At 37.5% G+C, this 24844-nt stretch carries 28 protein-coding genes; 11 read left to right on the top strand and 17 right to left on the bottom strand.

What is annotated here, in order from left to right; genetic code table 11:
- Positions 1-100: 100 nt before the first annotated feature.
- From F1560_RS06360 to F1560_RS06380, 5 genes are all read left to right on the top strand, one after another.
- Positions 101-1522 carry a hypothetical protein gene (locus F1560_RS06360; RefSeq protein WP_149473797.1) on the top strand — a complete coding sequence of 474 codons (1422 nt, stop codon included), beginning with the start codon at positions 101-103 and terminating at the stop codon, positions 1520-1522.
- 105 nt (positions 1523-1627) lie between these two features.
- Positions 1628-3007: a Glu/Leu/Phe/Val family dehydrogenase gene (locus F1560_RS06365; protein ID WP_149473798.1), complete on the top strand. Its 1380-nt coding sequence runs from the start codon at positions 1628-1630 to the stop codon at positions 3005-3007.
- Between the two features lie 130 nt (positions 3008-3137).
- Positions 3138-4871: a carbon starvation CstA family protein gene (locus tag F1560_RS06370; protein ID WP_149473799.1), complete on the top strand. Its 1734-nt coding sequence runs from the start codon at positions 3138-3140 to the stop codon at positions 4869-4871.
- A 66-nt stretch (positions 4872-4937) separates the two neighbouring features.
- Positions 4938-5195, top strand: a complete 258-nt coding sequence (locus F1560_RS06375) for a cory-CC-star protein (protein ID WP_149473800.1) — start codon at positions 4938-4940, stop codon at positions 5193-5195.
- A gap of 21 nt (positions 5196-5216) precedes the next feature.
- A complete protein-coding gene (locus tag F1560_RS06380; RefSeq protein ID WP_149473801.1) occupies positions 5217-6149 on the top strand; it encodes an ArsA family ATPase in 933 nt (310 codons plus the stop codon).
- 140 nt (positions 6150-6289) lie between these two features.
- Here the strand turns inward: F1560_RS06380 and F1560_RS06385 are convergent, their stop codons facing one another.
- Positions 6290-7744, bottom strand: a complete 1455-nt coding sequence (locus F1560_RS06385; RefSeq protein WP_149473802.1) for a DHA2 family efflux MFS transporter permease subunit — start codon at positions 7742-7744, stop codon at positions 6290-6292.
- Between the two features lie 387 nt (positions 7745-8131).
- Between F1560_RS06385 and F1560_RS06390 the strand changes: the two genes are divergently transcribed.
- A complete protein-coding gene (locus F1560_RS06390) occupies positions 8132-8560 on the top strand; it encodes a MarR family winged helix-turn-helix transcriptional regulator (RefSeq protein WP_149473803.1) in 429 nt (142 codons plus the stop codon).
- Between the two features lie 110 nt (positions 8561-8670).
- Positions 8671-9648 (top strand): zinc-binding dehydrogenase, encoded by a 978-nt coding sequence (locus F1560_RS06395; RefSeq protein ID WP_149473804.1) that lies wholly within the window; start codon positions 8671-8673, stop codon positions 9646-9648.
- A gap of 129 nt (positions 9649-9777) precedes the next feature.
- Here F1560_RS06395 and F1560_RS06400 read toward each other — a convergent pair whose 3' ends face one another.
- From F1560_RS06400 to F1560_RS06440, 9 genes are all read right to left on the bottom strand, one after another.
- A complete protein-coding gene (locus F1560_RS06400; protein WP_149473805.1) occupies positions 9778-10311 on the bottom strand; it encodes a thermonuclease family protein in 534 nt (177 codons plus the stop codon).
- A 69-nt stretch (positions 10312-10380) separates the two neighbouring features.
- Positions 10381-11607 carry a dicarboxylate/amino acid:cation symporter gene (locus F1560_RS06405; protein WP_149473806.1) on the bottom strand — a complete coding sequence of 409 codons (1227 nt, stop codon included), beginning with the start codon at positions 11605-11607 and terminating at the stop codon, positions 10381-10383.
- 79 nt (positions 11608-11686) lie between these two features.
- Entirely contained in the window at positions 11687-12544 is an 858-nt protein-coding gene (locus F1560_RS06410) for a DUF421 domain-containing protein (RefSeq protein WP_149473807.1), read from the bottom strand.
- A 115-nt stretch (positions 12545-12659) separates the two neighbouring features.
- Positions 12660-12857, bottom strand: coding sequence for a DUF1657 domain-containing protein (locus F1560_RS06415; protein WP_149473808.1), 198 nt, complete (start codon positions 12855-12857; stop codon positions 12660-12662).
- 14 nt (positions 12858-12871) lie between these two features.
- Entirely contained in the window at positions 12872-13222 is a 351-nt protein-coding gene (gene spoVAE, locus F1560_RS06420; protein ID WP_149473809.1) for a stage V sporulation protein AE, read from the bottom strand.
- Complete coding sequence (spoVAD, locus tag F1560_RS06425) at positions 13219-14232, bottom strand: stage V sporulation protein AD (protein WP_149473810.1); 1014 nt, start codon at positions 14230-14232, stop codon at positions 13219-13221. Before spoVAD ends, spoVAE begins: the two co-directional genes overlap by 4 nt.
- Complete coding sequence (spoVAC, locus tag F1560_RS06430; protein ID WP_149473811.1) at positions 14232-14711, bottom strand: stage V sporulation protein AC; 480 nt, start codon at positions 14709-14711, stop codon at positions 14232-14234. Before spoVAC ends, spoVAD begins: the two co-directional genes overlap by 1 nt.
- Positions 14712-14729: 18 nt before the next feature.
- Positions 14730-15194: a hypothetical protein gene (locus tag F1560_RS06435; RefSeq protein ID WP_149473812.1), complete on the bottom strand. Its 465-nt coding sequence runs from the start codon at positions 15192-15194 to the stop codon at positions 14730-14732.
- 100 nt (positions 15195-15294) lie between these two features.
- Positions 15295-15498 carry a DUF1657 domain-containing protein gene (locus F1560_RS06440; RefSeq protein WP_149473813.1) on the bottom strand — a complete coding sequence of 68 codons (204 nt, stop codon included), beginning with the start codon at positions 15496-15498 and terminating at the stop codon, positions 15295-15297.
- A gap of 156 nt (positions 15499-15654) precedes the next feature.
- On the opposite strand from F1560_RS06440, the gene F1560_RS06445 reads away from it, so the two are divergent.
- Complete coding sequence (locus F1560_RS06445) at positions 15655-16119, top strand: hypothetical protein (protein WP_149473814.1); 465 nt, start codon at positions 15655-15657, stop codon at positions 16117-16119.
- Positions 16120-16173: 54 nt separating this feature from the next.
- On the opposite strand, the gene nfsA is transcribed toward F1560_RS06445, so the two are convergent.
- The 3 genes from nfsA to F1560_RS06460 form a co-directional block, all read right to left on the bottom strand.
- Positions 16174-16920 carry an oxygen-insensitive NADPH nitroreductase gene (nfsA, locus tag F1560_RS06450; RefSeq protein ID WP_149473815.1) on the bottom strand — a complete coding sequence of 249 codons (747 nt, stop codon included), beginning with the start codon at positions 16918-16920 and terminating at the stop codon, positions 16174-16176.
- Positions 16921-16942: 22 nt separating this feature from the next.
- The gene (locus F1560_RS06455; RefSeq protein ID WP_149473816.1) at positions 16943-17665 is read right to left on the bottom strand and encodes a hypothetical protein; all 723 of its coding nucleotides are present in this window, start codon (positions 17663-17665) and stop codon (positions 16943-16945) included.
- A gap of 193 nt (positions 17666-17858) precedes the next feature.
- Positions 17859-18041: a hypothetical protein gene (locus tag F1560_RS06460; RefSeq protein ID WP_149473817.1), complete on the bottom strand. Its 183-nt coding sequence runs from the start codon at positions 18039-18041 to the stop codon at positions 17859-17861.
- A 793-nt stretch (positions 18042-18834) separates the two neighbouring features.
- Between F1560_RS06460 and F1560_RS06465 the strand changes: the two genes are divergently transcribed.
- Together F1560_RS06465 and F1560_RS06470 are read left to right on the top strand one after the other, a co-directional pair.
- Complete coding sequence (locus F1560_RS06465) at positions 18835-19245, top strand: YwpF-like family protein (RefSeq protein ID WP_149473818.1); 411 nt, start codon at positions 18835-18837, stop codon at positions 19243-19245.
- 47 nt (positions 19246-19292) lie between these two features.
- Positions 19293-20651 carry a TrkH family potassium uptake protein gene (locus F1560_RS06470; protein WP_149473888.1) on the top strand — a complete coding sequence of 453 codons (1359 nt, stop codon included), beginning with the start codon at positions 19293-19295 and terminating at the stop codon, positions 20649-20651.
- Positions 20652-20776: 125 nt separating this feature from the next.
- Here F1560_RS06470 and F1560_RS06475 read toward each other — a convergent pair whose 3' ends face one another.
- The 4 genes from F1560_RS06475 to lepB form a co-directional block, all read right to left on the bottom strand.
- Entirely contained in the window at positions 20777-20911 is a 135-nt protein-coding gene (locus F1560_RS06475) for a YjcZ family sporulation protein (RefSeq protein WP_149473819.1), read from the bottom strand.
- 137 nt (positions 20912-21048) lie between these two features.
- Positions 21049-22188: a S1C family serine protease gene (locus F1560_RS06480; protein WP_149473820.1), complete on the bottom strand. Its 1140-nt coding sequence runs from the start codon at positions 22186-22188 to the stop codon at positions 21049-21051.
- A gap of 83 nt (positions 22189-22271) precedes the next feature.
- Complete coding sequence (locus F1560_RS06485) at positions 22272-23432, bottom strand: zinc ribbon domain-containing protein (RefSeq protein WP_149473821.1); 1161 nt, start codon at positions 23430-23432, stop codon at positions 22272-22274.
- A 425-nt stretch (positions 23433-23857) separates the two neighbouring features.
- The gene (gene lepB / locus F1560_RS06490) at positions 23858-24382 is read right to left on the bottom strand and encodes a signal peptidase I (RefSeq protein WP_149473822.1); all 525 of its coding nucleotides are present in this window, start codon (positions 24380-24382) and stop codon (positions 23858-23860) included.
- A 274-nt stretch (positions 24383-24656) separates the two neighbouring features.
- Between lepB and F1560_RS06495 the strand changes: the two genes are divergently transcribed.
- On the top strand, positions 24657-24818 hold the full coding sequence (locus F1560_RS06495) for an aspartyl-phosphate phosphatase Spo0E family protein (protein WP_149473823.1): 162 nt from the start codon (positions 24657-24659) through the stop codon (positions 24816-24818).
- Positions 24819-24844 lie beyond the last annotated feature (26 nt).

A 24844-nucleotide genomic window follows, 5' to 3' on the forward strand; every position in this document is an offset into this window, starting at 1 on the left:
TACCCGTTGTATAAAGAATAAAACATCCAGTGCACGAAACTGTCGCATACTGCGATTTTAACGCATAGGCTATAGCACATCCAAAAGGGAGGAATATGGAATGGTTTTAACATTTTCCCATTTGCTTTATGGCTTATTTACACTCATTGTTATTTTAACAATGGTTTTTAGAAAAGGTGTTGTATTCCCAACACTATTAGGTACCTTTATTATTGGCTGTTTCTACACTGGGAGCATTGTAGATGGGCTGACGACAATCTTCCGCGCTAATTTAGTAGCAGCTCAAGAGCTTTTTAATATATTTCTGATTATCACCTTTATGCTTGCGCTTTTACATGCGCTTCGGGACTTAGAAGCGGACAGAAGGATGGTTGAACCATTTGAGAAAATGATGGTGAATGGTCATGTTTCCTTTTTTGTCCTAGTAGGTGTCACCTATGTTATTTCGCTATTCTTCTGGCCAACTCCTGCGGTTCCATTGATCTGTGCGTTGCTCGTTCCAGCAGCGGTACGCTCTGGATTACCCGCAATGACAGCAGCCGTTGCAATTGCTCTAGCAGGGCAAGGGATGGCACTTTCCTCGGATTATATTGTTCAAGTAGCACCTGGGTTGTCTGCTGCATCTGCTGGTGTTGATATTGCAACAGTTGCTGATAAAGCGATGATTCTGTCACTTGTTACTGGAGGTGTAGCCATTCTACTTGCATATGTATTGCTGCGAAAAGGAATCCGTAAAAAAGGCGATGCACGAATTGAAAAGGACTTAAAAGGATTACAGTCTTCTACATCTTCGAATCACAAAGCTCAAACAAAACACGTTACGTTTTGGAGTAAAACGTTTGCTGTAATTGTTCCGCTAACATTGTTAGGTGTTGTTGGCTTCATGATTTATGAGAAGCTTCTTTCTGGTAGGATGAGTGGTTTAGAAGGAGGCGATGGTGCTGCATTCATTGGGGGAGTAGCTGCAGTTCTCTTATTGATTATTACATTCGCATATGGGAGACAGCACGCACTGGATTATATTAGCAACCATATTACAGATGGATTTGTATTTGCATTTAAGGCGATGGGACCAGTGATTCCGATTGCAGGGTTTTTCTTTCTAGGAAGTCCCGAATTTTCGGGGAGTATTCTAGGGGTTGAGGAGAATGCGCCAGCACTTTTATTTGACCTCGTCCAATCGGTACAAGATTACCTTCCGCAGAGTGCATTTCTTGCAGCTTTTAGTCTTTTAATAATCGGTATTATCACTGGTCTTGATGGTTCAGGTTTCTCTGGTTTACCGTTAACAGGGGCATTGGCAGCCACTTTACAAAACAGTGCAATTGATGCTTCGACGCTTGCTGCTATCGGTCAAATGGGAGCGATTTGGACAGGTGGAGGAACAATCGTTGCTTGGTCTTCCTTAATTGCAATTGCCGGATTTTGTGGGGTATCTGTGATGGAACTCGTACGGAAAAACTTTATACCGGTTATATGCGGTTTAATTATAGCTACGGTCTTTGCAATTTTTATGCTTTAAGTATGTTATGACCTCGTTAGGATATTATTGATAGAGGAGGAAGTAATCATTTGTTACTATAGAGGAAAGTTTGGGAAATCAAGCAAAGATGAAGGGAGTATCGTCATGCCAATCAATACAGTTGAAATGATCGGGAAGTCACTGGACACCTTGTTTGATGAAACAGAATTCCTAAATGAAATTCAAGATCAGAACAGGGAAAAAGCTTTCCGAGCGCTAAGATCAATCTTATCCACTCCGAATCATGTAGCTAAATCTTTTCTTCGGGTTACACTTGAAAATGAAGAGGTAATTCGAATTCCTGCTTTTCGGGTACAGCATAATAATATTCTCGGACCATACAAAGGCGGGATTCGTTTTCATGAATCGGTTCATGAAGATGAGGTGATTAATTTAGCTACTCTAATGACGCTAAAGAATGCACTACATGAAGTTCCGTTTGGCGGTGGAAAGGGTGGTATTGTAATCGACCCGAGGAAATATAATATGCGAGAGCTGAATCTAATCTCGCGAAAATATGTACAGTATTTCAGTGATATTCTAGGGCCAGATAAAGATATTCCAGCGCCTGATGTAGGGACGAGTGAACGTGAAATGGACTGGATGATGGGAGAATTTAAAAGCATTCATCCAGGTGAAAGCTATCGTGGTAGTTTTACCGGTAAAAGTGTTGTCAACGGAGGATCGTTAGGACGTAGAGAAGCAACCGGAAAAGGTGTTTATTATTCCTTTCGTTATTTATTACATGATTTCATAGAGGAAAAGGAAACATGGCTAACCGAACGCGAAAACGCTGCTGCTAAGAATTTACTCCTTCATAAAGATAAACGATTGCAAGTAGCAATCCAGGGATTTGGGAATGTAGGATCTGTTGCAGCATTAGAAGCACATCAATGCAAATTACTAAATAATAAAGTCGTTGCTGTAAGCGATCACAATGTAGCGCTTTACAACAAGGACGGTCTTGATATACCAACGCTTGTTAAATATACGTCGAAACATCAGAGAGATTTACCGAAAACGACGGATGAATTACAAGCGGCTGGTATAAATGCTAGTATTCGAGCGCGTGAAGAATTATTAACACTAGATATTGATGTTCTGCTTTTAGCAGCTTTAGAAGACCAAATTCATGAAGGGAATATGGAGCAGATCAAAGCAAACATAATCGTTGAGGCAGCTAATGCTCCAATTAACAATACAGCAGATGACTATTTAAATAAAAATGGCGTCATTATTATCCCAGATATTTTAGCAAATGCAGGCGGTGCTATCGTATCCTATTTTGAATGGCTACAAGGCAGAGAAACGCAATTTTATTCGGAGAAAGAAGTTTATACGAAGTTATATGAGAAAATGAAAGCGACCTTTGATATTGTGTATCCAAATTATTTCTCGGAGCCGTTAACATTAAGGCAACATTGCTATCGCCATGCTGTGATGAAGTTATCTATGATTTTGTATAGGCAGGGTAAGCTTTATTGAGTCTAGAAAAGAAAAGGCTATTTCGTCTTTTCTTTTTTTATGTGTTACATTACTTCAATCTGGAATATAACGTATTTTGATTACATAGCATGTACTGGGTAAGAACATTCAAAAGAGGGGGGAGAGAATTTTGAATGCGATCCTAGTTGCGCTTATTGGTATGGTTATTTTTGCTTTAGGTTATCGCTATTATTCAAAGTTTATCGGGGAAAAGATTTTTAAGTTGGATCCAAACTATGTGACTCCAGCACATCGGTATAAAGATGGTGTTGATTTTGTTCCGACAAATAAGTTTATCTTATGGGGACATCATTTTACCTCTGTAGCCGGGGCAGCACCAATTGTAGGTCCAGCGATTGCTCTATATTGGGGTTGGTTACCTGCCTTTTTATGGGTAATCTTAGGGACGGTATTTGCGGCAGGCGTACATGATTTTGGAACGTTGGCATTGTCCGTTCGAAATAAAGGGCAATCTGTTGGTACGATTGCTGAAAAGCTAATTGGCAAACGTGGAAAAATTTTATTTCTATTTATTATCTTAACCCTTGTACTAATGGTTAACGCCGTGTTTGCATGGGTAATCGCAAACCTATTTATTACGTATCCTTCCAGTGTTTTTCCAGTCTTTATTCAGATTCCACTAGCAATTTGGATTGGGTATGCTGTGTATAAACGAAATGCCAAAATGCTTGTGCCATCCTTGATTGCACTTGCTATTATGTATGTTGCCGCTATTTTATCTGCTGATATTGCATTTTTACAAATTGATTTAGTTGCATATATGGGTGGTGAAAATGGTGCAGGATTATTCGGTCTAGGTGCAGTATCGACCGCATTTTTAATTTGGATTGTCATATTGATGATCTACGTGTACATTGCTTCAACACTCCCAGTCTGGAAATTGTTACAGCCTAGGGATTTTATTAACTCCCATCAGCTTGTTGTTGGTCTCGGTATTTTATATTTAGGTTTAATATTTACAAATCCACACATTACAGCACCTGCGACAAATCCGGATTCGGATATATCATGGTTACCATTATTGTTTATTACGATAGCGTGTGGAGCTATTTCAGGGTTTCATGGACTCGTATCCTCGGGAACCTCTTCGAAACAATTAAACAAAGAAACAGATGCACGTTTTGTTGGATACTTTGGAGCAGTAGGGGAAGGTGTGTTGGCGTTAATTTCAATTCTCGCTGTAGCTACATTATTTGCTAGTACAGCTGATTTTAATGCTGCTTATGGAAGCTTTACACAGGCAAATGCAGGTGGTTTAGGTAATTTTGTTGAAGGAGCTGCAGTTCTGGCTGGTGGATTAGGTATATCCGCTAACATTTCAACGACTATTGTTTCCATCATCGTTGTTAGTTTTGCTGCAACAACATTAGATACGGCAGTACGTTTAATGCGTTACATTATTGCTGAAATTGGTTCTGAGTATAACGTTAAAGCGTTAACCAAAAAACATGTTGCCACATCTGTTGCTGTCTTATCGAGTACGGCATTAGTATTAATTCCTGAGGGACCAAATGGATTCGGTTCTGGTGGATACTTAATCTGGCCATTATTTGGAACAGCTAACCAGCTATTAGCTGGTATTAGTTTACTATTAATTTCAATTTGGTTAAAACGACTCGGAAGGAACTATGTTTACACATTAATTCCAATGATATTCCTAATGTTCATGACACTCTATGCACTATTCCAACAAGTACTGTTTGAATGGTCATGGATTGGTGATAATTCCAATACATTATTATTTGTGTTAGGAGCGATTATTTTTGTCTTTGCAGCTTGGATTGCGCTAACGTCTTTCCAAGCATTGACTGGAAAATTTGAACAGTCGATAAAAGATGATTAACGGAATGGAACGAGGAAGGGATCTTATCTGGATCCCTTTTCTACATAATTTGAGGCAGGTGATAGAATGCTAGATAAAGTAAAACAACTTATAACGTTTTATGAAGCTGTAATAAGCATGCCGCACCGACAGGAGATTGCTCGTGAGTTGAGAAACGAAGACGATATGTTTCTATTACTGCTATATTCAGAAATGCTTGGCATTCCAAATCCAGTTTATTATTTTACGTTAGAATTGTATCCTTATATGATGGAAAATTATCATGAATGGCATTTGCGTATGGGGATGGAAAAGTCACCAATGACAGGCATGCGTTGCTGTTAAAAGAGAGGGGGAGGAAATGCTATGCCGGTAATTAATAAAAAAATTCTATTTGTAGGTGGCAAAGGTGGTGTTGGGAAATCTACATCTGCAGCAGCTATTGCTTGGAAGTCTGCAAAACAGGGGAAGAAGACGTTACTTATTTCCACTGATCCAGCACATAACGTCGGAGATATTTTCAGCCAGTCAATTGGTGGGAAAACAAAACTAATAGCAAAAAATTTATTCGCACTGGAAATCGATCCGGCGATCGAGACGGAAAAATATATTAAAAATGTCAAAGAAAACTTGAAGGGCACGGTTCAACCTTCGATGGTAGAAGAGGTTAACCGGCAATTAGATACTGCCAAAGCTTCACCAGGTGCAGAGGAGGCGGCATTATTTGATAAGTTAATCGCAATTATTCTAGAAGAACGTGCACACTTTGATCAAATCATATTTGATACAGCACCAACTGGTCATACAATAAGGCTGCTTACTTTACCTGAGCTTATGGGAATATGGATAGAAGGCTTACTAAAAAAGAGAAAGAAAACGAATGAAAATTACTCGCAATTGTTAAATGATGGTGAGCCAATAGAGGATCCAATTTATGAAGTGTTGAAGTTTCGTCAGGAGCGGTTTTCTAAAGCGAGGAAGGTACTACTTAATCAAGATGAAACGGCTTTTATTTTTGTATTAAATCCAGAGAAGCTTCCGATTTTAGAAACTAAAAAAGCAATAGAACTCCTTCAAACCTATCAATTGCCTGTAAAAACGTTGCTTATCAATAAAGTGTTACCGAAAGTTGTAGATGGGAATTTCTTTGAAAAACGAAAAGAACATGAGCGAAAATATATGCAGATGATTGAAACTACATTTCATAAACAAACCCTTATTTATATTCCGTTGTTTTCAGAGGATATAACGAGTAAACAACAATTAGAGGAAGTCAGCAGCTATTTAGAACAAGTATAATGATATTTAGTCGGATATAAAAGTCGAATCAGCCGGAAAAAAGTTATCACGGTTGGTAATAACACAAAAGTTAGAAAGCCAACCGTGATCTAGTCGTCTGAAAATCTCCTTCCATCATATGAAAAGCTAAAACCATAAAACTAGTTACGTACAGATACTATTTCTTCCACAGTGACTTTCGCTGCATTCTCTGATACACCAGGTCGTTTAACAAAGAACGAACAAATTAATCCCACCACTGAAATTCCTGTAATAAAGTAGAAAGCATACTTCACTCCTGCAGCTAAAAATTCCGGTTCAGAGGCATCAGGGAAACTAATCAGATAGCCGCTTTGACCACTCGTAAAGACCGTAATTGCAATAGCTGTACCAGCTGCTCCCGCAACCTGATTCAGTGTATTCATCGCGGCTGATCCATCTGCATATAACGGACGTGGCAGTTGGTTTAGCGCATTTGTTTGGGATGGCATCATAACCATCGTTAAACCAAAGAATAAAACCATAAATGCTACAATAATTTGCCAAATTGGAGTTTGACTTGAAATAACGGTTGTAAAAATGATATTCCCGATTACTAAAATAATGGATCCGGTAATGACGAATACGCGTGGTCCCCATTTATCAAATAGTGTTCCGACAATTGGTGACAGAATAAAGTTAACCGCATTACCAGGAAGAAGTATTAAGCCAGCCACGACTGCAGTAAATAGCAGGGAACCTTTCAAGTAAAGTGGCAGTAAAATAGCGGTCGATAAAATTACTAAAATACCGAGGAACATCATCAATGTACCTAACGTGAACATGGGGTATTTAAAGACGCGTAAATTAACCATTGGTTGCTTCATTGTCAGTTGACGAGCACTAAATAGGATAAGTGCAATTATTCCTGCAACTAATGTACCCCAAACCTTTGGAGATGAAAACGGCTCTTCGGCCATGGTGCTTAAAGCAAAAATAAGTCCGCCAAATCCAACCGTTGAAAAAAGAATGGAAACAAAATCAATTTTAGGCTTCGTAATTTCCGAGACATTTGAAATTTTGGCTATTGCGTAAAATGTTAATAATACGTATAAAAGTGAACTGATCCAGAAAATATACGGCCAATCTAGCGCACTAATAATCAAGCCTGAAAGCGTTGGTCCTAATGCTGGAGCTAATGTAATTACGAGCCCCATTAGTCCCATTACCGTGCCACGCTTGTGTACTGGAAATATAATTAAGAGAACCGTCGTCATAACTGGAAGGATAAGCCCCGTTCCGATTGCTTGGATGATACGACCAAGTAATAAAATCGTAAAGCTCGGTGAAAGTGCAGCTAAAATTCCCCCGAATAACGAAATGACTAATCCCCCGATAACTAATTGTCTTGTTGTATACCATTTCATTAACAATGCTGTAATCGGTACTAGAATTGCTAATACTAATAAGTATCCAGTCGTTAGCCACTGCGCCGTACCAGCAGTAATTGTATATTCTTCCATAATGTTTGTTAACGCCATATTTAATGCTGTTTCACTAAATAATCCAAGAAAAGCACCTAACATTAATATAAATGCCATTGTCTTCGGATTTTTAACTTGAATTTGTTTGTTCATTGTAATCCCCTTTTTCTTATTGATCATACTTATATGCGTAATGTAACGAATGAATTATTACATGCTTTAAAATATCACTAGATCTTATGCCTCTATATTTATTATTGAAAGAGCATTGTAGATGATGAGCGAATTTCTATCCATTCCCGTGGCACACCTCCACAACGCCAAGCGGTCTGTTTTTAACCTTATCAAAATTTTTTTCTATAAGTCAACATGTTTTTATGTGTCTATTCACTTTGTTGTCACAATTTTGACACATTTGTAAATCGTCAACTTAGTTTACGATGTTAAATATAATATAAAATCACTTGAATGTCAATTTGGTTGACAAATAATATCGGTTTTTGTATAGTTAGGACGATGAAAAGGATAGGGGTGAATTGTTTGGATAGCAAGTTTCAAAACTTAGACTTCATCGACAGCCTTAGTGAGCGCCATCAACAACTTCGAAAAATAACGGAGCAATTATGGAATGATAGCAGTGAGATTTATTTATCAAACTCAGAGTGGTTTATTATGGCGAGAATTTATAGACAAAATCCTACAATTGCTTACGTCTCCAAAAACGTAGATATTTCTAGGCAAGCAACCCATAAGTTTATTAAACAACTGGAGAAGAAAGGATTACTGGAAATTAGTAATGTGGAGCATAACAAGAAAGACAAATGTTTACGGTTAACGAAATTAGGCGAAGAATGCTATGAAAAGAATGAAGCTTTGAAAGCGAACATAGAAAAGCAACTAGCAGACAAGATTGGTTCAGAAAATTTAACCGTACTTAAAAAAATATTAAAAATGGATTGGGGATTGTAAAACGGATAAAGCCTGTTTATGTTCATATGCTATTTCTTTGTCATCCTGGAATATAACTAGTAAACTAAACATAGTGAAAATAAGTTTTATTTAGAGAAAGGATGAGGAGAATGAAAGCGTTTGTTTTAGAGCAGGGTGAATTAAAGGTTAAAGAAATGGATGAGCCTACTGCAGGTCCGCATGATGTTGTCGTTGCATTACGCGCTGCTGGATTAAACCGCAGAGATTTATATATTCCGGATCGTTTAGGAAGTGATAAAGATGCCTTAATTCTTGGATCGGATGGTGCTGGGGTTATTGAATCTGTTGGAGAAGCAGTAACGAGAGTTCGTGTTGGAGATGAAGTAATTATAAATCCGTCGCTCCGTTGGTATGAAAATAGTGATGCACCACCAAAAGGATTCGATATTTTAGGAATGCCTGATCATGGTACATTTGCTGAGAAAATAGCCTTGTCAGAAGAACAAGTGGAAAAGAAGCCGAGTTATCTATCATGGGAAGAAGCTGGTGTATTTGCACTTGCAGCATTGACTGGCTATCGAGCTCTATTTACGCAAGGAGAAATTAAAGCAGGTGAAACGGTATTCATTCCTGGAGCAGGAAGCGGGGTTGCAACCTATTTAATTGCTTTCGCTAAAAATGTAGGTGCGAAAGTAATCGTCACTTCCCGTAGTGAAGAAAAGCGAAACAAAGCCAAAGAGCTTGGAGCTGATATTGCACTGGATACAAATAGTGATTGGAAAAAGGAACTAGCAAATGAAACGATTGATTTAGTGATTGATAGTGTCGGTGCAGCAACATTTAACCGTTCCTTGGAAGTATTAAAAAAAGGCGGGCGAATCGTAATTTTTGGTGCTACAACCGATGATAGTATCGACTTTAATTTACGTGCATTTTTTTATGGACAATATAAATTATTGGGATCAACAATGGGAAGCAGGCAGGAGCTGCAAGCTGCGCTGAAGCATATGGAAAACTATCAAATGCATCCAGTAGTTGATCAGTCGTTTGCACTTAATGAAGCACAAGCTGCTTTTGACACGTTAAAAGAGAGCAAACAATTTGGTAAGATTGCCTTACGAATATAGCACTGCTGAGATAGCTGGTATACAAATGGAGTGGTCATCATACGACCGCTCCATTTTCGATGTTTGGTGTAATGTTTCGCATCGTGATTCATGTTTATTATATTTGTTCAGCTAGAGTTGCTTGTCATTTCATCTTATTTCAGAATTTACTTTTGCTGCATTCGAATCGAAGCCAAATTCCGTGACATATCCATTTATGCTCCATACACCAAGCTTTCCTTTTTCTGCCTCAGCTTCAATTTCACGAAATCGATCAACATATTTATCATTTGGCGGGAAAACATAGGCCACACGTGCTAGGCCTTCTTCCAAGAGAATTTCGTTAAACATGTCGCCGTCTTTTGTATAAGCATAAGCCAAAATACGGTCATAACGATCTCGTAACTCTGTACCATATTCTAGATTGATAGAATCTCCTTTGCTGAACGTATTTTCCATCAGTTTACTAGCTTCTTCGCCAAAAGGTTGCACCTCATCAGCATTTCGCTTTGTTTCTGGTGTATCCACTAAAAGCAATCGCACATATTCATCTGTCCCATCAATGGTTGCAATGAACGTATCGCCATCAACAACACGTACAAAGGTTGCATGATCCGAGTCAAAAGCAATACTGCTGCAACCTGATAATAATAAAAGAAAATATATAATTATTAAATTTTTCACAAGATATCCCTCTCTTAAACTAAATCCTAAATACGAGCGTTTGAAAAAATTTCAAACGCTCGTATTTCACTAATCGACCGAAGTTTCCATCCATTGCCGTCCTTCAACCTGCCTTGTAACGAGCATACTGGATACAGCGTCACCAGTTGAATTAACCATCGTTGCAGGTGGGTCAACGACAACTCCGATTGCTGATATAATTGGTAAAGCTTCAATTGGCAGACCGTATAGTGTTACAATCATCAATTCTCCAATAAAACCGCCGCCAGGTATGCCACTCATGACGATTCCGGAAAGGAGGGAGACTCCAATTGCAGTTAAGAATGTGTCGAATCCTGTGAAATCCATATTAAATACGCCGAAAACAAAAGCGATCTTTAACATGGCGGAAAGGCAGGAACCGTCCATATGTATAGTAGCTCCGAGCGGTATTACGGTTTCTCGAATATCTTTTGGAACACCCATTTGTTTGGTTGCTTGAAGGTTTGCTGGAATAGCTGCGACACTGCTTCCAGTGCCAAGCGCAGTTGCTGCAGGTGCAAGAATATTTTTCCAAAACCGCGTAATTCCTTTTTTACCACCAGCAATAAATGCATAGCATGTAAAACCGATAGCAAAGTAGAGGATCGAAACAGGATAGTAAATAATAATTGCTTTTGCATAATCACCGATTAATGCTGTACCGAATTCCCCAATTAAAGCTGCAAAATAAGCCCCTAAACCGATAGGTGCATAATACATAACAAGCTGAATGATTTTCATAAATACTTCTGAACCACTTGTTAAAAACTTAGCGAACGGCTTTCCTTGCTCACCAGTTAAACCAGTAGCCACTCCAATTAATACAGAAAAAATAATTAGTGCAAGCATATTGGAGCGCGAAAATAAATCTACAAAGTCCGGGACAGTAAATGTTTCAACAAGTTGATCAGCTAGACTAATTTCTTCAACTTCTTCAGGTTCTATTAATGGTATATCCACACCAGAACCGGGCTGAAAAATAACTGTAGCTGCAAGCATGAAAAAAGAAGCAATAATCCCTGTAAGGATAAATACAGTCATCATGGAGCCCATAATTTTTCCGAGTCGCTTCATGCTATCCATGCTTGCGATTGCGGATGAAATCGTAAAGAAAACGAGTGGAACAACAACCATAAATAAAAGGTTTATAAAGATATCCCCAAGTGGTTTAATCAATGTAGCTTGTTCACCAAAAATAATACCTATAATTGATCCCACGACAATAGAGGATAACAAAATAATAGGGAAGCGATATGCCTTTATTTTTTCTTTCACAACATTCATTCCTTTTCGTGTAGATTTTGGATGACTTCTTCTTCTATCGTACACGAAAATGTCTCATGAAAATAGAGTCTTATTTTAAATAAGGGTAAATTAGATCAATTGCTTGTTGCATTTTTTCACTATTTCTCCTGTAGATCTCCTTTGATTCATGGTTTTCAGTCGCCAGTGTAAAGAGCTCCAAATCTGCTTGGCACTTCTTCATCGTAGCTAATAATAGCGGCATTTCAGTTGGTGCTGGAACAGCAATGTGGTCATCAAATAAGTCAACAAAAAGCTGCCCGTCACTATCCGCTTGACCTAGAAATACATTTTCAATAGCGACATTAAGTTTATCTAGTTCTGTTTCCAGCCAATTCGTATTCAAGGATAAATTTGCTAATGGCTCAAGCAGCACTTTTCCATCCATGATAACCGTTTGAGGCTCTTTTTTTGGTGAAAGATTAATCCCCAAATCTTTAGCAGTAAGTGGAAGGTTTTCTCTTTTCGGTAATACACTTAATGAACCGGATGGCTCCAACACTGCGAATTCGACATCTGACGCTAGGAAGATATTGTTGTCACGAAGCTTTTCCAGTAAGTCGTCCGTGGAATAGCCTTCTTTTTTTAGGTTATCCTCCATAATTTTCCCGTCTTGAATGAATACCGTGCTTTTTCCCTCCGTAAAATCTCTGAATGATTTGCTTTTTAAAGCTATTTTTTCTACGCCATATGGGACGATGAACCAGATAATCATTCCGATGGCAGCGTATACGAAATTCGTGTTTGGATCAATTGTGTGGATAGCAGCAATTCCGCCAAGTACAATGCCTGAAATGGTTTCAAAAATATTTAGCTGTGATAACTGCTTTGTACCTAACCATTTGATCATGAAAAATAACAAAGCAATTAACGTTAGAGACCTTAAAATAACAATAATCCATTCTGGCATCTGTTTTCACTCCTTTCTACTTACTTGCATAAGGGCAACTAAGGCATTTGCTCAGGAATCTTGTACTCCAACGTATAAGGGTTTCTAAGAATCCCTTTAACCAATGCTAGGCTTTCTAATATTGCGGTTCCTGTTTAGAAAGCTCAATCACTTGATAATGCAAATCCTGTTTTACATCTGAAATGATTTGCTCGACTTGCTCGAATACTTGCTTTGCTTGCTCATCCTGAACCTTATTTGCTAGTATTTCAAGACTGGCTTCAACACTTTTAATGGATGAATAGCAGCCTTTTACCTGTGAACCGACTGTCATGCGATCAACTCCAATTATCCCTTTGGTTTAAATATAAGAGCGCCAACGACTCCGAATATAATTGCTGCTGAAATACCAGCACTTGTTACTTCAAACATTCCCGTCACAACTCCAATAATTCCATGCTGCTCGGCTTCCTGCATAGCACCATGGACAAGAGAATTACCGAAACTTGTAATCGGTACAGTTGCACCAGCTCCGGCAAAGTCAATCAATGGTTCATACAATCCGAACCCATCAAGAATTGCTCCACTAACAACGAGAATGGTTAATGTATGAGCTGGTGATAGTTTGAAAACATCGAACATAATTTGTCCAATAACACATATTAATCCACCGATAAGAAATGCCCAGAAAAATATCATAAAATCTCACTTCTTTCAATTGATACTGCATGTGCGATACAAGGTATCGGGTCACTCTGTTGCACACTGAGAGGGGAGTGCAAGGAGCCAGTGGCAACAACTAGTATCCGATTTAAATCTCCTTGTATCAATTGCTTTAAAAAGTGTCCATAAGTTACAACAGCTGAGCAGGCAGAGCCACTTGCGCCTGCAAGAACAGGCTGCCCTTCTCGATAAATCGTTAATCCACAATCGACGTACTTCTCCTCTTCAATCGGGATATTTCGCTGATGCATGTAATCGAGCGATACTTCTCTCCCGACATGCCCGAGGTCGCCAGTAATAATCAAATCATAAAAAGATGGATCTACATTTCGTTCTTTTAAGTGGACTTCGATTGTATCTGCAGCTGCAGCAGCCATTGCACCACCCATATTGAATGGATCTGTCATTCCCATATCCACTACTTTTCCAATTGTTGCCGAAGTAACAATTGGACCGACTCCTTCTTTAGCTACTAGTGCACACCCAGCACCGGTAACAGTCCATTGCGCTGTTGGTGGCTTTTGTCCACCGTATTCAGTCGGGTATCGGAATTGCTTTTCCGCAGCAGCATTATGGCTGGATGAGCCGCTTAATATATAATTCGCACCATTTCCATTGATAATCGCAGCAGATAATGCCAAGCTTTCCATGGAGGTTGCGCAGGCGCTGAACAATCCAAAATATGGAAGCCCCATCGTGCTTGCAGCAAAGCTTGTCGGTGTAATCTGATTAATTAAATCCCCACTAATGAAAAATTCTACCTGTTCCTTATCGATTGGGCTTTTTTTTACAGCGATTTGACAAGCTTCCTCCATCATTGTTTGTTGTGCTTTTTCAAAGGAGTCTTGCTGTAACCATATATCGTCGTGCAAAATATCAAATGCCTCAGGAATCTTGCCATTTGCTTCAAAAGGTCCTCCGACGGTTCCAGTTGTGAGGATAACAGGCTTGTTTTGGAAAATCCATGTCCGGTGTCCAGTAAGCATTACAAACCACCCCATTGTATAAGTATTGTCTTAATTAAAGCTATGACAAAAGCGGCAAATACACCATAAACAATGACGGGTCCAGCTAATTTCAGCATATTTCCGCCAACACCTAGAATAAAGCCTTCCGTTCGATATTCGATAGCAGCTGAGATAACCGCATTACCAAACCCGGTAACAGGTACTGCTGATCCAGCACCAGAGAATTGACCAATTCGGTCATAAAATCCGAATCCTGTTAATAACATTGTTATGAAGATTAGTGTTGCGGTCGTAGGGTTTCCAGCAGTTTTTTCCGTGAAATGGAAAAAATAAATGTAAAATGTAGTTATGATTTGCCCAATAAAACAAATGAAGCCGCCGACGAGAAAAGCTTTTATACAATTTTTTAGAATAGGTCTTTTAACTTCTCTTTTTGATTGAAAATCCTGATACTCCTGTGCTTCAGGGGGGAGGTTTTTCTTTTTCTCATCTGACATTTGTTATCACTCTTTCTACTAGGTCTGTTCCTTCGATAATGTGACAATCTGTTTCAAGCTCTTTTTTAATTTTTTATTTGAAATTTCTCCATCAAGTATCTGTTTTTCCAGTTTATCCAGTTCTATAATTATTTTTTTATCTGTAGATAATTCAATTTCTAAATCTTTAAATTCATTTTTCATTTCTTTTTGATATTGCTTCTGAATTTTTGCTAATTCAAAGCGCTTCATATGCTCAATTTCAATGGCTATTAACATGGTATCATCTGTATTTACCGCCTTTACTGTTGTGATTTCTGCATGCTTACTAAGGAGGTCTTTTGCATTATTGGATGGTTGCTGATTAATTAGTGCCTCATTCGATATTTTTGTTATATCAATTGTTTCTTCTTTGTTTTTAGTTGGCTCCATGGATAGGTTATTCCCGCATGCAGTAAGTAAAAGTACGACACCAAGGAATAGAATAAAGATTTTTTTATACATATTCACACTCAACTTTCATTTGAGATATGTAAGAGGCTGTCTCTGGACAACCCCTTTTATATCGGGAAATACATTTTATACGAGCGCTAACACGTTTTGGTTATTGTTTATATTGTGGTTCTTCTTGCTCAATTTGAGCTACTCTTGGTTCAACACTTTGCAGTATGTTCATTGTTTGTTGTGCAGCATTCTGATAGAGCTGCTTTGCTTGTTTATTCTCTGTTTGGAGCGCAAACTGTTCAAAGCTTGCTTGTGCACTTTTTAACCCAGCAATTGTTTGTTTTACTTGAGTTGCTACTGTCATCGAATCCCTCCTCGAGTATACTTGCACTATTTATGGTGATTCAAAACGACCTTAATATACTTTGTATTTATTTCCATTTCCAGTTAAAATAAGTAAATAATGTTATTTTTGAAACATTTTAGTCGGTTCATTCGTCCTATATAGTGGAAGATAATTTTGGGAGGAGGGGCAGTCATTAGAAGGGCTATTATCTTTGTCATTATTCTAGTGATAAGCTTTATTGGGATAGGATTTTTGATTGATGGAAATGGAAAAGGAAAAGGTACGGTTGTTACTGCAACCTCCACGATTGAAGTTGAAGATAATTTTCTTATACATATAAGGGTGGAGGATGTAGATGACGGAATTCAAGTGCAATGCTCACTTCAATATATTGGGAGAGAAGACATTTTACTCGAACATCAAACGCCATTAGTATCTGCTTTTTTCGATGAAACCATACATGATTTTACAGAAGATAAGGTAGCGAAGACACTTCACCAGGGTAGTATTTATCATCAACCAACAATATTACTTCCTTATCCAGAAATACCAGATTTAGATTTAAAAATTTTTGCTAAGTTCTGGGTCGATGAAGAACTTATAACTATCCAACATAATGAGCAATTGGAGTTCGACTAAAAAAACGATGTATTCGGGCAGAATACATCGTTTTTAACATTTTATATCAGCTTTTTATTTTTTATTGAATCCTTTTTGTTTTACAAATGGTGTTACATCCATTCTTGTTGGTTCACTGAATTTGCGTAACATTTGATCAGACCATGTATCTATTTTCGTATTCGAAGAGCGTGTTTCATAATACTGCTTCATCTCATTATCATATGCTTCAATATGTTTTTGCTGCTCATGAAATGGTGAGTATTTATTTTCATGATAAATGGCTTCCAGAGGAAGTCTCGGTTTAATGTCAGGTTGATGATCTGGATAGCCAACAACAAGCCCGAAAAGTGGGATAACATGCTCAGGCAATTCTAGAAGTTCATTTACACGATTAATATCATTTCGTAAACTGCCGATATAGCATATACCAAGTCCCATTGATTCAGCAGCTAGTGCCGCGTTTTGTGCAGCAAGCGTGGCATCAATCGTAGCAACAATAAATTGCTCCGTGCTTTCTAAATTATCCGCAATGGTAACTTTTTCATCAGCATTTGCAAGCTGATAAATTCGATGTAAATCCCCACAAAACATATATAAATGAGCGTTATTTTTTACATGTGAATGTCCAGATACTTTATAAAGCTCTTCCTTCAATGCGTTATCCGTTATTCCGATTATGGTATATGCCATCACATTACTGGATGTGGAAGCCTGTTGAGCAGCTTTGACAATTGTATGTATTTGCTCTTTCGTTAATGCTTCATCTTTGAATTTTCGAATGGAACGATGATTAAGTATGGTTTCAATGGTTTGGTTCATTTATAAAAGCCTCCTTATTTAGTTATTCTGAGTATATACTAAAAACAGTATTAGCTGTAGGACTATCATTGGTTTGTTGCCACTCTGTAAGGAGTTCGATAGTCGGTTCCATGATGTCTGGTGTAACGATTGTAATGCTCTCATTATCTACCCATTCAATGTAGATAAATGGCCACTTATAATTTAAAATAGTATCATTACTTGTTTCATTATTCAAAGAAAGTAACTTCCAGTTGGCTAAATCAACAACAACAATTGTATCTAAATTGTTGTCGGTTGAATGAAATCGACTAAAATGAAGAACGATTTTAGATTCATCTGGTGAGAGAATGAAATTACTGAATTTTGCTATATCCGCAACAAGATAAGCTAATTTTTCATTCGTTGGATGAAAAATTAGATAGGAGCATAAATCTTGAACACAGGAAAACTCCAGTAAATAGATGTCATGAACTTCCGATGATATCCTTTCTAAATGCATCTCATAAATGGCTTGTTTTCGATTATTGACCCCATTGAGGTATTCATTCAAAATAGGTACCATTTTTAGGCTAATTAGAATTTGTTCATCTTCCAGAGAAAACTCAATAAAATCCTCGCTTTCCTCTTCTTCTTGCTGTTCAATAAGTACAGGATCTTTTTCTGTTTCGTCTGGAACCGTATCAACCTTTTCGATAATAGCTGGAGTAGAACCGGAACAACCTGTTAAAAGTAATAATATGAACAAGGGAATCCATTTCATCATACAAATCGCTCCATTATATATTTATATTCAGTGAAGTGGAGATCACTTTGTTGACTATTATCTTGGGTTCTGATGTCATTCCATAAGTTGTAAGACTTCATACAGTTCCACTTGGTGAATATATTTAATTATACAATAATAGAAACGATTTTATTAGTACAAATAATTAAAAAGACACCCATGGGGATGTCTTTTAGATTTTTTCACCATCTTTGTTGTTGTCATTTACACCGTTTGTTAAATAATCCGTATCAAGAGCAGCTTTTTCCTCCTCGGTGACAGATGCATCATGATTTGGATTCTTGCCTTTTTTTCGGATGATTAGAATAACGATTAGGACGATTACAGCAATTAGAATAAAATAAAGCCAAGCCATCATTCCCACTCCTTGAATGTATTTTAGTTATCAACTTTTGCCTGTATAGGATGAGTTCAAACTAAAAGTTTCTTTTTTGTAAAAGATATAGAATGCGAACTAATGTGAAATGATGAATTGTGTGTGAACTCGCTACGAAAACACACTACGTTTTTCGCGGGTGACTCCGTGAGCCTTCTTCTTTCTGCAAAGTCTCACTTTGGCCACGTATCCGACGGCAGAAGTCTCCGCGCGTTTCCTCCGCTAGAATTGGCTCATTGGCTATTACTAACATCTTTTATCGATACAAAGACGTTTCTCTAACCAATGCGGGCGAGCGTAGGGCAATGACTCCTGCGGGAACAGCACGCGCCCGAAGACCCCGCAGAGCAGTCTTCTCGAGGAGGCTGAGGCCGTACCCGCGGAAAGCATCCGCTCGGAGCGACCCAGGACGGCGATAGTTGCTCAAACTTGGCAAATAATCATTAGTTCGTATTTTCTTTCAAATATGCTCAAGGCAATCAGTACTTATCCAGTTGCCACCAAATAAATAATAGGCAAAATGGTGAGGTGCCAAAGCTAAAATGTCTTGACCTTCTTTTTTAAAACAATTGGTATTGCTATTGTACTGTCTTTGTTTATAATCTATTCGTAAAGTTAATTATCATTTAATGAAAGTCTCTGTACATGTTAGTTAAGTACCCGTCGTAAGGTGTTGCTAAACTTTTGAAAGTTTGCACAGATACATACTAATTTATGTTTATTTTTGATACACTCTATTTAATGAATTAGAAGCAGGGAGAAGGGGAATGAAATGAAGACATTTAAGTTAAAGCGTTTGGAAGTTGTTGACCATGATGATGATGAAATTGAACAATTGAATATTAAACTACGTGATGGTCTTATCATTAACAGAGAGGATGATCAGGGACAGTGGTTGATTGAAGCTTATACGAATAAATCTTATATGGATTACTTCAAGAAGCTTCATGGAGAACAAGGGGAAATTATGATTCAAGCAACAATTACGAAAGAAAGTAATGAACCTGCTACGTTTATTACAACCGTTCTTGGAATAAATGAAATTGGAGATCATATCAATGTGTTGTTTATCGGTACAATCATCGACCGTAGAAAACATATTATTGAAGACTTATTAACAGACCTGATTGACCAGGGGTATCAAGGTAGAGAACTGCTTTCAAAGTTTAAAGAGCTGGCTTAATTGTTCTTTAATTCAGTCCTTTATCAGCTAGGAGTACTCATATGAAAATGTATTATTCGAAGTATCGGATGATAAATCGTTTGTCACCGGTACAAATGCTATTACTGTTTTATTTTATTACTGTATTGATATCTACATTTATATTAGCACTGCCATTTACACATCAAGATGGCGTACAGATAGCACTTGTTGATTTATTATTTACAGCAGTAAGTGCGATTAGTGTAACCGGATTGAGTACGATATCAATTGTTGATTCGTTAAGTACGGTTGGAATCATCGTGCTTGCGTTGATTATGCAATTAGGTGCGGTAGGAATTATGGCTATCGGTACGTTAATTTGGCTCGTTCTAGGAAAACGAATCGGTCTTAAAGAGAGAAGCTTAATAATGACGGACCAGAACCAGTCAAGTTTTCAAGGAATGGTTCGTTTAATTAAACAAATTATTTATGTATTACTTGTCATTGAATTCATTGGATTTCTTATTTTAGGAACGTATTTTCTACGGTATTTTTCAACAGCTAGTGAAGCATATTTACATGGTTTTTTTGGAACGATTAGTGCAATTTCCAATGCTGGATTTGACATTACAGGTCAATCGCTAATTCCATATGCGCATGATTACTTCGTTCAAACTGTTTACATGGTGTTGATTATTTTGGGTGCGATTGGTTTTCCCGTATGGATTGAAGTAAAAGAATATTTATTTTTTAAAAAAGGAAGAGGTCACTTTTTTCGGTTTAGTTTGTTTACAAAGCTTACGACGTCCACATTTTTTATTTTAATTGTGATTGGTGCAGTAGGGGTATTCTTACTGGATGTGAATCGCTTTTTTGTAGGGAAATCATGGCATGAATCATTGTTCTATGCGCTATTTCAGTCTGTGACAACTAGAAGCGGAGGCTTAGCAACAATGGACGTTAGCCTGCTTTCAGAGTCGAATCATTTATTCTTATCTTTCTTGATGTTTATTGGAGCATCTCCGAGTAGTGCGGGGGGAGGAATTCGAACAACAACCTTCGCTTTAGCATTAATTTTTATTATTACCTATATCCGTGGAGGAAGAAGTATTCGTATATTCAATCGGGAAATTTATGATGAAGATATGTCCAAGGCTGTAACGGTTACACTGGTTGCTTTTATATTTGTGTTTAGTTCGCTTTTGCTGATGTCTATTGTGGAACCTTTCTCTTTGGATCAAATCCTTTTTGAGGTAACATCCGCTTTTGGAACAGTAGGGTTGTCACTTGGGATTACCGGAGAATTGAGTACATTTAGTAAAGTTATTCTTATGTTATTGATGTTTATTGGGAGAGTTGGGATTATAACTTTTCTACTCATCTTTACAAAAAAGAAGAAAAAAGCGAAATACAGCTACCCGAAAGAAAGAGTTATTATCGGATAGATAATTTACGAATTAACACTCATTTTCCATTAGGGTGGAGGTATCCCGTATTCATCTTCCAAGTTTTTGTTTGGAAAACGAAAAAGGCTTGTGCTGCATGATGTTTAGCACAAGCCATTTTTTTGTTAGCAGTAAAATGCTGCTCCTACAATTATCAACAGTATAAAAAGCACAACGATCAGTGCGAAGTTGCTTCCGTAGCCACCACCGCAGCTGTAACTGTACCCTCCACAGTCGAATCCGCCATATCCATAGCCCATGCTTTTTCACCTCCCGATTGTACAGTATTACTTTATGCATCGGAAGACATTGTGTATAGACGTTTGCACTAGTTTTTAAAATAATCGTAAGTCATTTTATAAACTAAAATTGAACAAAAGCCTTTTAACTAGCTGGTTTATTCAGATAGATCCGTGTAACTGAGGATTTTTAATTGATCATTTTCATAGCCGATAATAAATTCATATGGATGCGTTTCTTTTTTGGTTTCCTGCTTATTTGGAACATTTCGTTCTATCGTTATATCTACAACCGTCTTGATTCGGTTATTTTCAATAACGGTGCTATCCACTTCTGAAAAATCAAGCGAAATGGTGTTAATATACCTATTTCTGAATTCCTGATAGGTGGAATCTAATTGCAATGAGCTTCCTAGCAGTGTATATGCACCAACATAGTCTCGGATAGATATATTTTCTAAAAAGTATTCGGTTAAGTATACTGCACCGTCAAGTACTTGCTCAGAATCAGAGGAACTGATTAGATCTGTAATACTTGAGAATTCAAGCTGATCATTTTGTGCTTCGTTGGACCATTGTGTGATTTGATCTAACACCTCGACAATTGGAATGCTGAAACCGATTGTACCATCTTGTGTTCCCACAGAATTAATACCAACAATTTCACCAGTTTGTCGCTTAATTAAGGGACCGCCACTATTACCTTGAGAAATCTGTGCTGAAATTTGATAAACGTTTGAATAATTATAGCCATCCACGGTAAAATTGCGGTCGCCACCAGAAATTATGCCAAGTGTTACTGTGTTTTGGAAGCCATGTGGACTCCCGAGGGCAATTACTTCATCGCCAATTTCAGCCATATGTTCAGTTGCGATAGATAGAGGAGTTCGACTAGCTAACTGTGGTACTCGAATCACAGCAACATCAATATCCTCACCAATACCTACCACGGCGGCAGGGTATATTTGGGCGTTGGCTGTTCGGACATAAATCGCATCCGCTTCCTTGATAACATGTGCATTGGTAATAATGTCACCTTTTTCATTATATAGAAAACCCGAACCAGTAAATGTGCTTTGCTCATTTTGGCCTTCTATTTGTATGACTGTTTTTTCTGCTTCATGAATAATCGATTTTAAATCAATTGCTGTTGAATCCGTCGTAACTTTATTTACCATAGGATTATTAATGATTAATGCCTGTGATTTCCAGTTATTATGAATATGAAAGATTACAATCGCACCGATGATTAAAACAACGACGGATGTAATAATAGGCAGATATCGCTTGTTTCGCATAGATGTTCACCTCGTTGATGGCACTGTATAGAGGTAGTTCAAAGGATTTTTCATCCTTTTTTGAACATGCTCTCTATGTAGAATTATTCTGTATACCATGTAATTTTACTTACCGTTACTTCAAGGGTGCTCGGTTTTTTATTTAAATCATAATGTGTAAATTCAAATTTACCAACTTCACCGGGATAGAGAACATCTGGAAACGTAACAACTTCGTTTGTTAGTATTTCCGATCCGTCCTTTGCAACAATAGTATATTCAACTACAACTGAGTGTACTGGCACAGTAGCAACGCTCTTGACCTCACCTTGAACAACGAGGTGATCTTGTTTATTCTTTTTAATACTTGCAGAAACGAGTTCAATCGCATCGTTTTCATTTAATTCATTTTCCTGTGCAGCACTGTTCATTGCTTGTTCAATTCGTTGCTGTTGAGCTGTTTCAAATGCTGTTTTTTCTTTCTCGATGGTTGTATAAAGACTATCGAGCTTTTCTGATTCCGGAGCATACTTTAATCCGTCTTCCACTAATAATAGAGCATCATTGAATTGTTTTTGATTCAGCTGCTCACTTGCTTTTGTAAACGAATAATCAATAATTTGGTTACGGATCGTCTGTGTAAGGTCTCTTGCATCCTCTTGATTAATAGCTTCTGCATCCCAAAGCATGATTTTTAAATCATCAATTCCAGGACCTTGTTCTAAGCTGTGTGTAAGCTCTGCAATTTTTAAATGATTGCGTACAGTTTCTATTTGATTAATCATTTGGTCAACTGCTGAACCATTATAATTTTTTAATAGTGCAGATGCATCATGAATGGCTGTGCTAGCTTCCTGAAAACGTTTCTCCTCCTGTAAGTGTTTTGCGTTGCTTAAGGATTCCTCAATCTGTATAGCGAGATCAGAAAAAACAAGTGATGTTTCTGCTTGTTCAAAATTTCGATGTACATCAAGCGATTTTGAAAAGAGCTTCTGGGCTTCTTCATAGTTCCCATCTAAGAATTGTTGCTCACCTTGTTCGTAGAACTCTTTTGCATCAGCAGTTTGATTTTTTAAAATTAAGTGATATACCCCTGAAAAGGAAGCAATAAGAAGAGCGACGATTATTGGTGTGTACCAGAATTTATTCAACCTCTTTTTGTTAAAAATCCGGCTTTCTATATCTTTTGGTAAGGCTTTACCACATTTAATACAATAGTGTTCCTTTTCCTTTACGTTTGTACCGCAATAAGGACAGTGAAACATTTAGACCACCCCCGGCTTGAACTGCACATATACGGTGCTTCGTGTTGTCTAGGAAATGATAAGCGCAATACTTTTTTATAAACATGTCCTAATATGGTTTCTTGGTTTTCATTAATTATCGAACCGTAGAATCTTGATGTGTAACACATGTAACGCTGATTAAAGTGCTCGATATTTCCTTATATGATTTTATCATATTTTGCTTTATTTAGGGTGACGATATTGGTATGATAGAGGAAGGTTTAATTGTAAAGCTAGCAGTTAGGTAAAATGAAAGGGGTGCCAAATCGATGGAAATTTTATTTGGTGTAGTTTGTTTTGGGGTTCTCGCGCTTAACATAGGATACTGTTTGCTAGATAAAGAAAAGTAATAGAAAAAGGGGCAGCGCGGAGCTGCCCCTTTAAAAAGGATACGTATGACAGTATTATTTCGTAAGTGCCCATTCACTGAATGGATATATAATTAATTCGGATCTCCCAATTATTTCCTCACCTTGAATAAATCCGAGTCCATTTCGACTATCCTTACTAATTGCTCGATTATCACCCATGACAAAATAGCTGTTTTGTGGAATGGTAAGTGGTCCGATGTTTCCAGTTTTATATTGCGCATCATCGGATAAAAATGTTTGGACATATTTCTTACCGTCGATAATTAAATCACTTCCGTTTATTTCAATGGTTTCACCAGGTAACCCAATAATTCTTTTTACATAGTTCTTAGTCGGCCTTTGAATGATGACAACATCTCCGCGATCTGGTTCACCAAGAATATAAATTAGTTTATTGAAAATTACTCTTTCTCCATCCTCTAAGGTTGGATCCATACTTTCTCCCTCTACAATTGAGGTTGCAAAGATAAAGGTTCTAAGGAAAAGAGCGATTAAAATGGCTATAATGATAGCTTTTGTCCATTCAAGCCATTCATTTTTCTTTTTGACTTCCGACATAGAAGTCACCCCTCCTGTACAAGTTTCAATTTAATAGTACCACAGACTTAGGAAGGAATCGAATTTTAACTTTTGTAAGGGCTTTACCAGGTGGATAAAAATAGCCGGAGTTGTATTATAATTATTTGGTAATTTTAATTATAAATAGTATACTAAGTTATGTCAGGAACGTTTGTTTCGTTTTGGTGAAGAAATCAGCTTATATGGGGCGCCTTTTACCATTGGAAATAATTGAAAATTAGATTTAATTAAGGAATGGAGAATGTTATTTTAAATGGAATCTACAGAAAATATTCTTAGTCGTATTGAATTTTTGCGTAAGAAGATGACTGATGTAGCTCTACAAAAAGGATTTACGGATAATGAATCTGTCTACATCAGTCAAGAACTTGATCGGTTATTAAACCTCTATGAAAAAGTAAAACAAGAAAAATAATCAACGAAAAGCTAAGCTACGGGACA

The sequence above is a fragment of the Oceanobacillus polygoni genome (assembly GCF_008304605.1).
In the GTDB taxonomy this organism is placed as follows: domain Bacteria; phylum Bacillota; class Bacilli; order Bacillales; family Amphibacillaceae; genus Oceanobacillus; species Oceanobacillus polygoni.

Coding starts and splice junctions, on each gene's coding strand:
- F1560_RS06360 (WP_149473797.1), top strand. CDS start 101: ATGGTTTTAACATTTTCCCATTTGCTTTATGGCTTATTTACACTCATT.
- F1560_RS06365 (WP_149473798.1), top strand. CDS start 1,628: ATGCCAATCAATACAGTTGAAATGATCGGGAAGTCACTGGACACCTTG.
- F1560_RS06375 (WP_149473800.1), top strand. CDS start 4,938: ATGCTAGATAAAGTAAAACAACTTATAACGTTTTATGAAGCTGTAATA.
- F1560_RS06380 (WP_149473801.1), top strand. CDS start 5,217: ATGCCGGTAATTAATAAAAAAATTCTATTTGTAGGTGGCAAAGGTGGT.
- F1560_RS06385 (WP_149473802.1), bottom strand. CDS start 7,744: ATGAACAAACAAATTCAAGTTAAAAATCCGAAGACAATGGCATTTATA.
- F1560_RS06395 (WP_149473804.1), top strand. CDS start 8,671: ATGAAAGCGTTTGTTTTAGAGCAGGGTGAATTAAAGGTTAAAGAAATG.
- F1560_RS06410 (WP_149473807.1), bottom strand. CDS start 12,544: ATGCCAGAATGGATTATTGTTATTTTAAGGTCTCTAACGTTAATTGCT.
- F1560_RS06415 (WP_149473808.1), bottom strand. CDS start 12,857: ATGACAGTCGGTTCACAGGTAAAAGGCTGCTATTCATCCATTAAAAGT.
- spoVAE (WP_149473809.1), bottom strand. CDS start 13,222: ATGATATTTTTCTGGGCATTTCTTATCGGTGGATTAATATGTGTTATT.
- spoVAD (WP_149473810.1), bottom strand. CDS start 14,232: ATGCTTACTGGACACCGGACATGGATTTTCCAAAACAAGCCTGTTATC.
- spoVAC (WP_149473811.1), bottom strand. CDS start 14,711: ATGTCAGATGAGAAAAAGAAAAACCTCCCCCCTGAAGCACAGGAGTAT.
- F1560_RS06435 (WP_149473812.1), bottom strand. CDS start 15,194: ATGTATAAAAAAATCTTTATTCTATTCCTTGGTGTCGTACTTTTACTT.
- F1560_RS06440 (WP_149473813.1), bottom strand. CDS start 15,498: ATGACAGTAGCAACTCAAGTAAAACAAACAATTGCTGGGTTAAAAAGT.
- nfsA (WP_149473815.1), bottom strand. CDS start 16,920: ATGAACCAAACCATTGAAACCATACTTAATCATCGTTCCATTCGAAAA.
- F1560_RS06455 (WP_149473816.1), bottom strand. CDS start 17,665: ATGATGAAATGGATTCCCTTGTTCATATTATTACTTTTAACAGGTTGT.
- F1560_RS06460 (WP_149473817.1), bottom strand. CDS start 18,041: ATGGCTTGGCTTTATTTTATTCTAATTGCTGTAATCGTCCTAATCGTT.
- F1560_RS06465 (WP_149473818.1), top strand. CDS start 18,835: ATGAAGACATTTAAGTTAAAGCGTTTGGAAGTTGTTGACCATGATGAT.
- F1560_RS06470 (WP_149473888.1), top strand. CDS start 19,293: ATGTATTATTCGAAGTATCGGATGATAAATCGTTTGTCACCGGTACAA.
- F1560_RS06475 (WP_149473819.1), bottom strand. CDS start 20,911: ATGGGCTATGGATATGGCGGATTCGACTGTGGAGGGTACAGTTACAGC.
- F1560_RS06480 (WP_149473820.1), bottom strand. CDS start 22,188: ATGCGAAACAAGCGATATCTGCCTATTATTACATCCGTCGTTGTTTTA.
- F1560_RS06485 (WP_149473821.1), bottom strand. CDS start 23,432: ATGTTTCACTGTCCTTATTGCGGTACAAACGTAAAGGAAAAGGAACAC.
- lepB (WP_149473822.1), bottom strand. CDS start 24,382: ATGTCGGAAGTCAAAAAGAAAAATGAATGGCTTGAATGGACAAAAGCT.
- F1560_RS06495 (WP_149473823.1), top strand. CDS start 24,657: ATGGAATCTACAGAAAATATTCTTAGTCGTATTGAATTTTTGCGTAAG.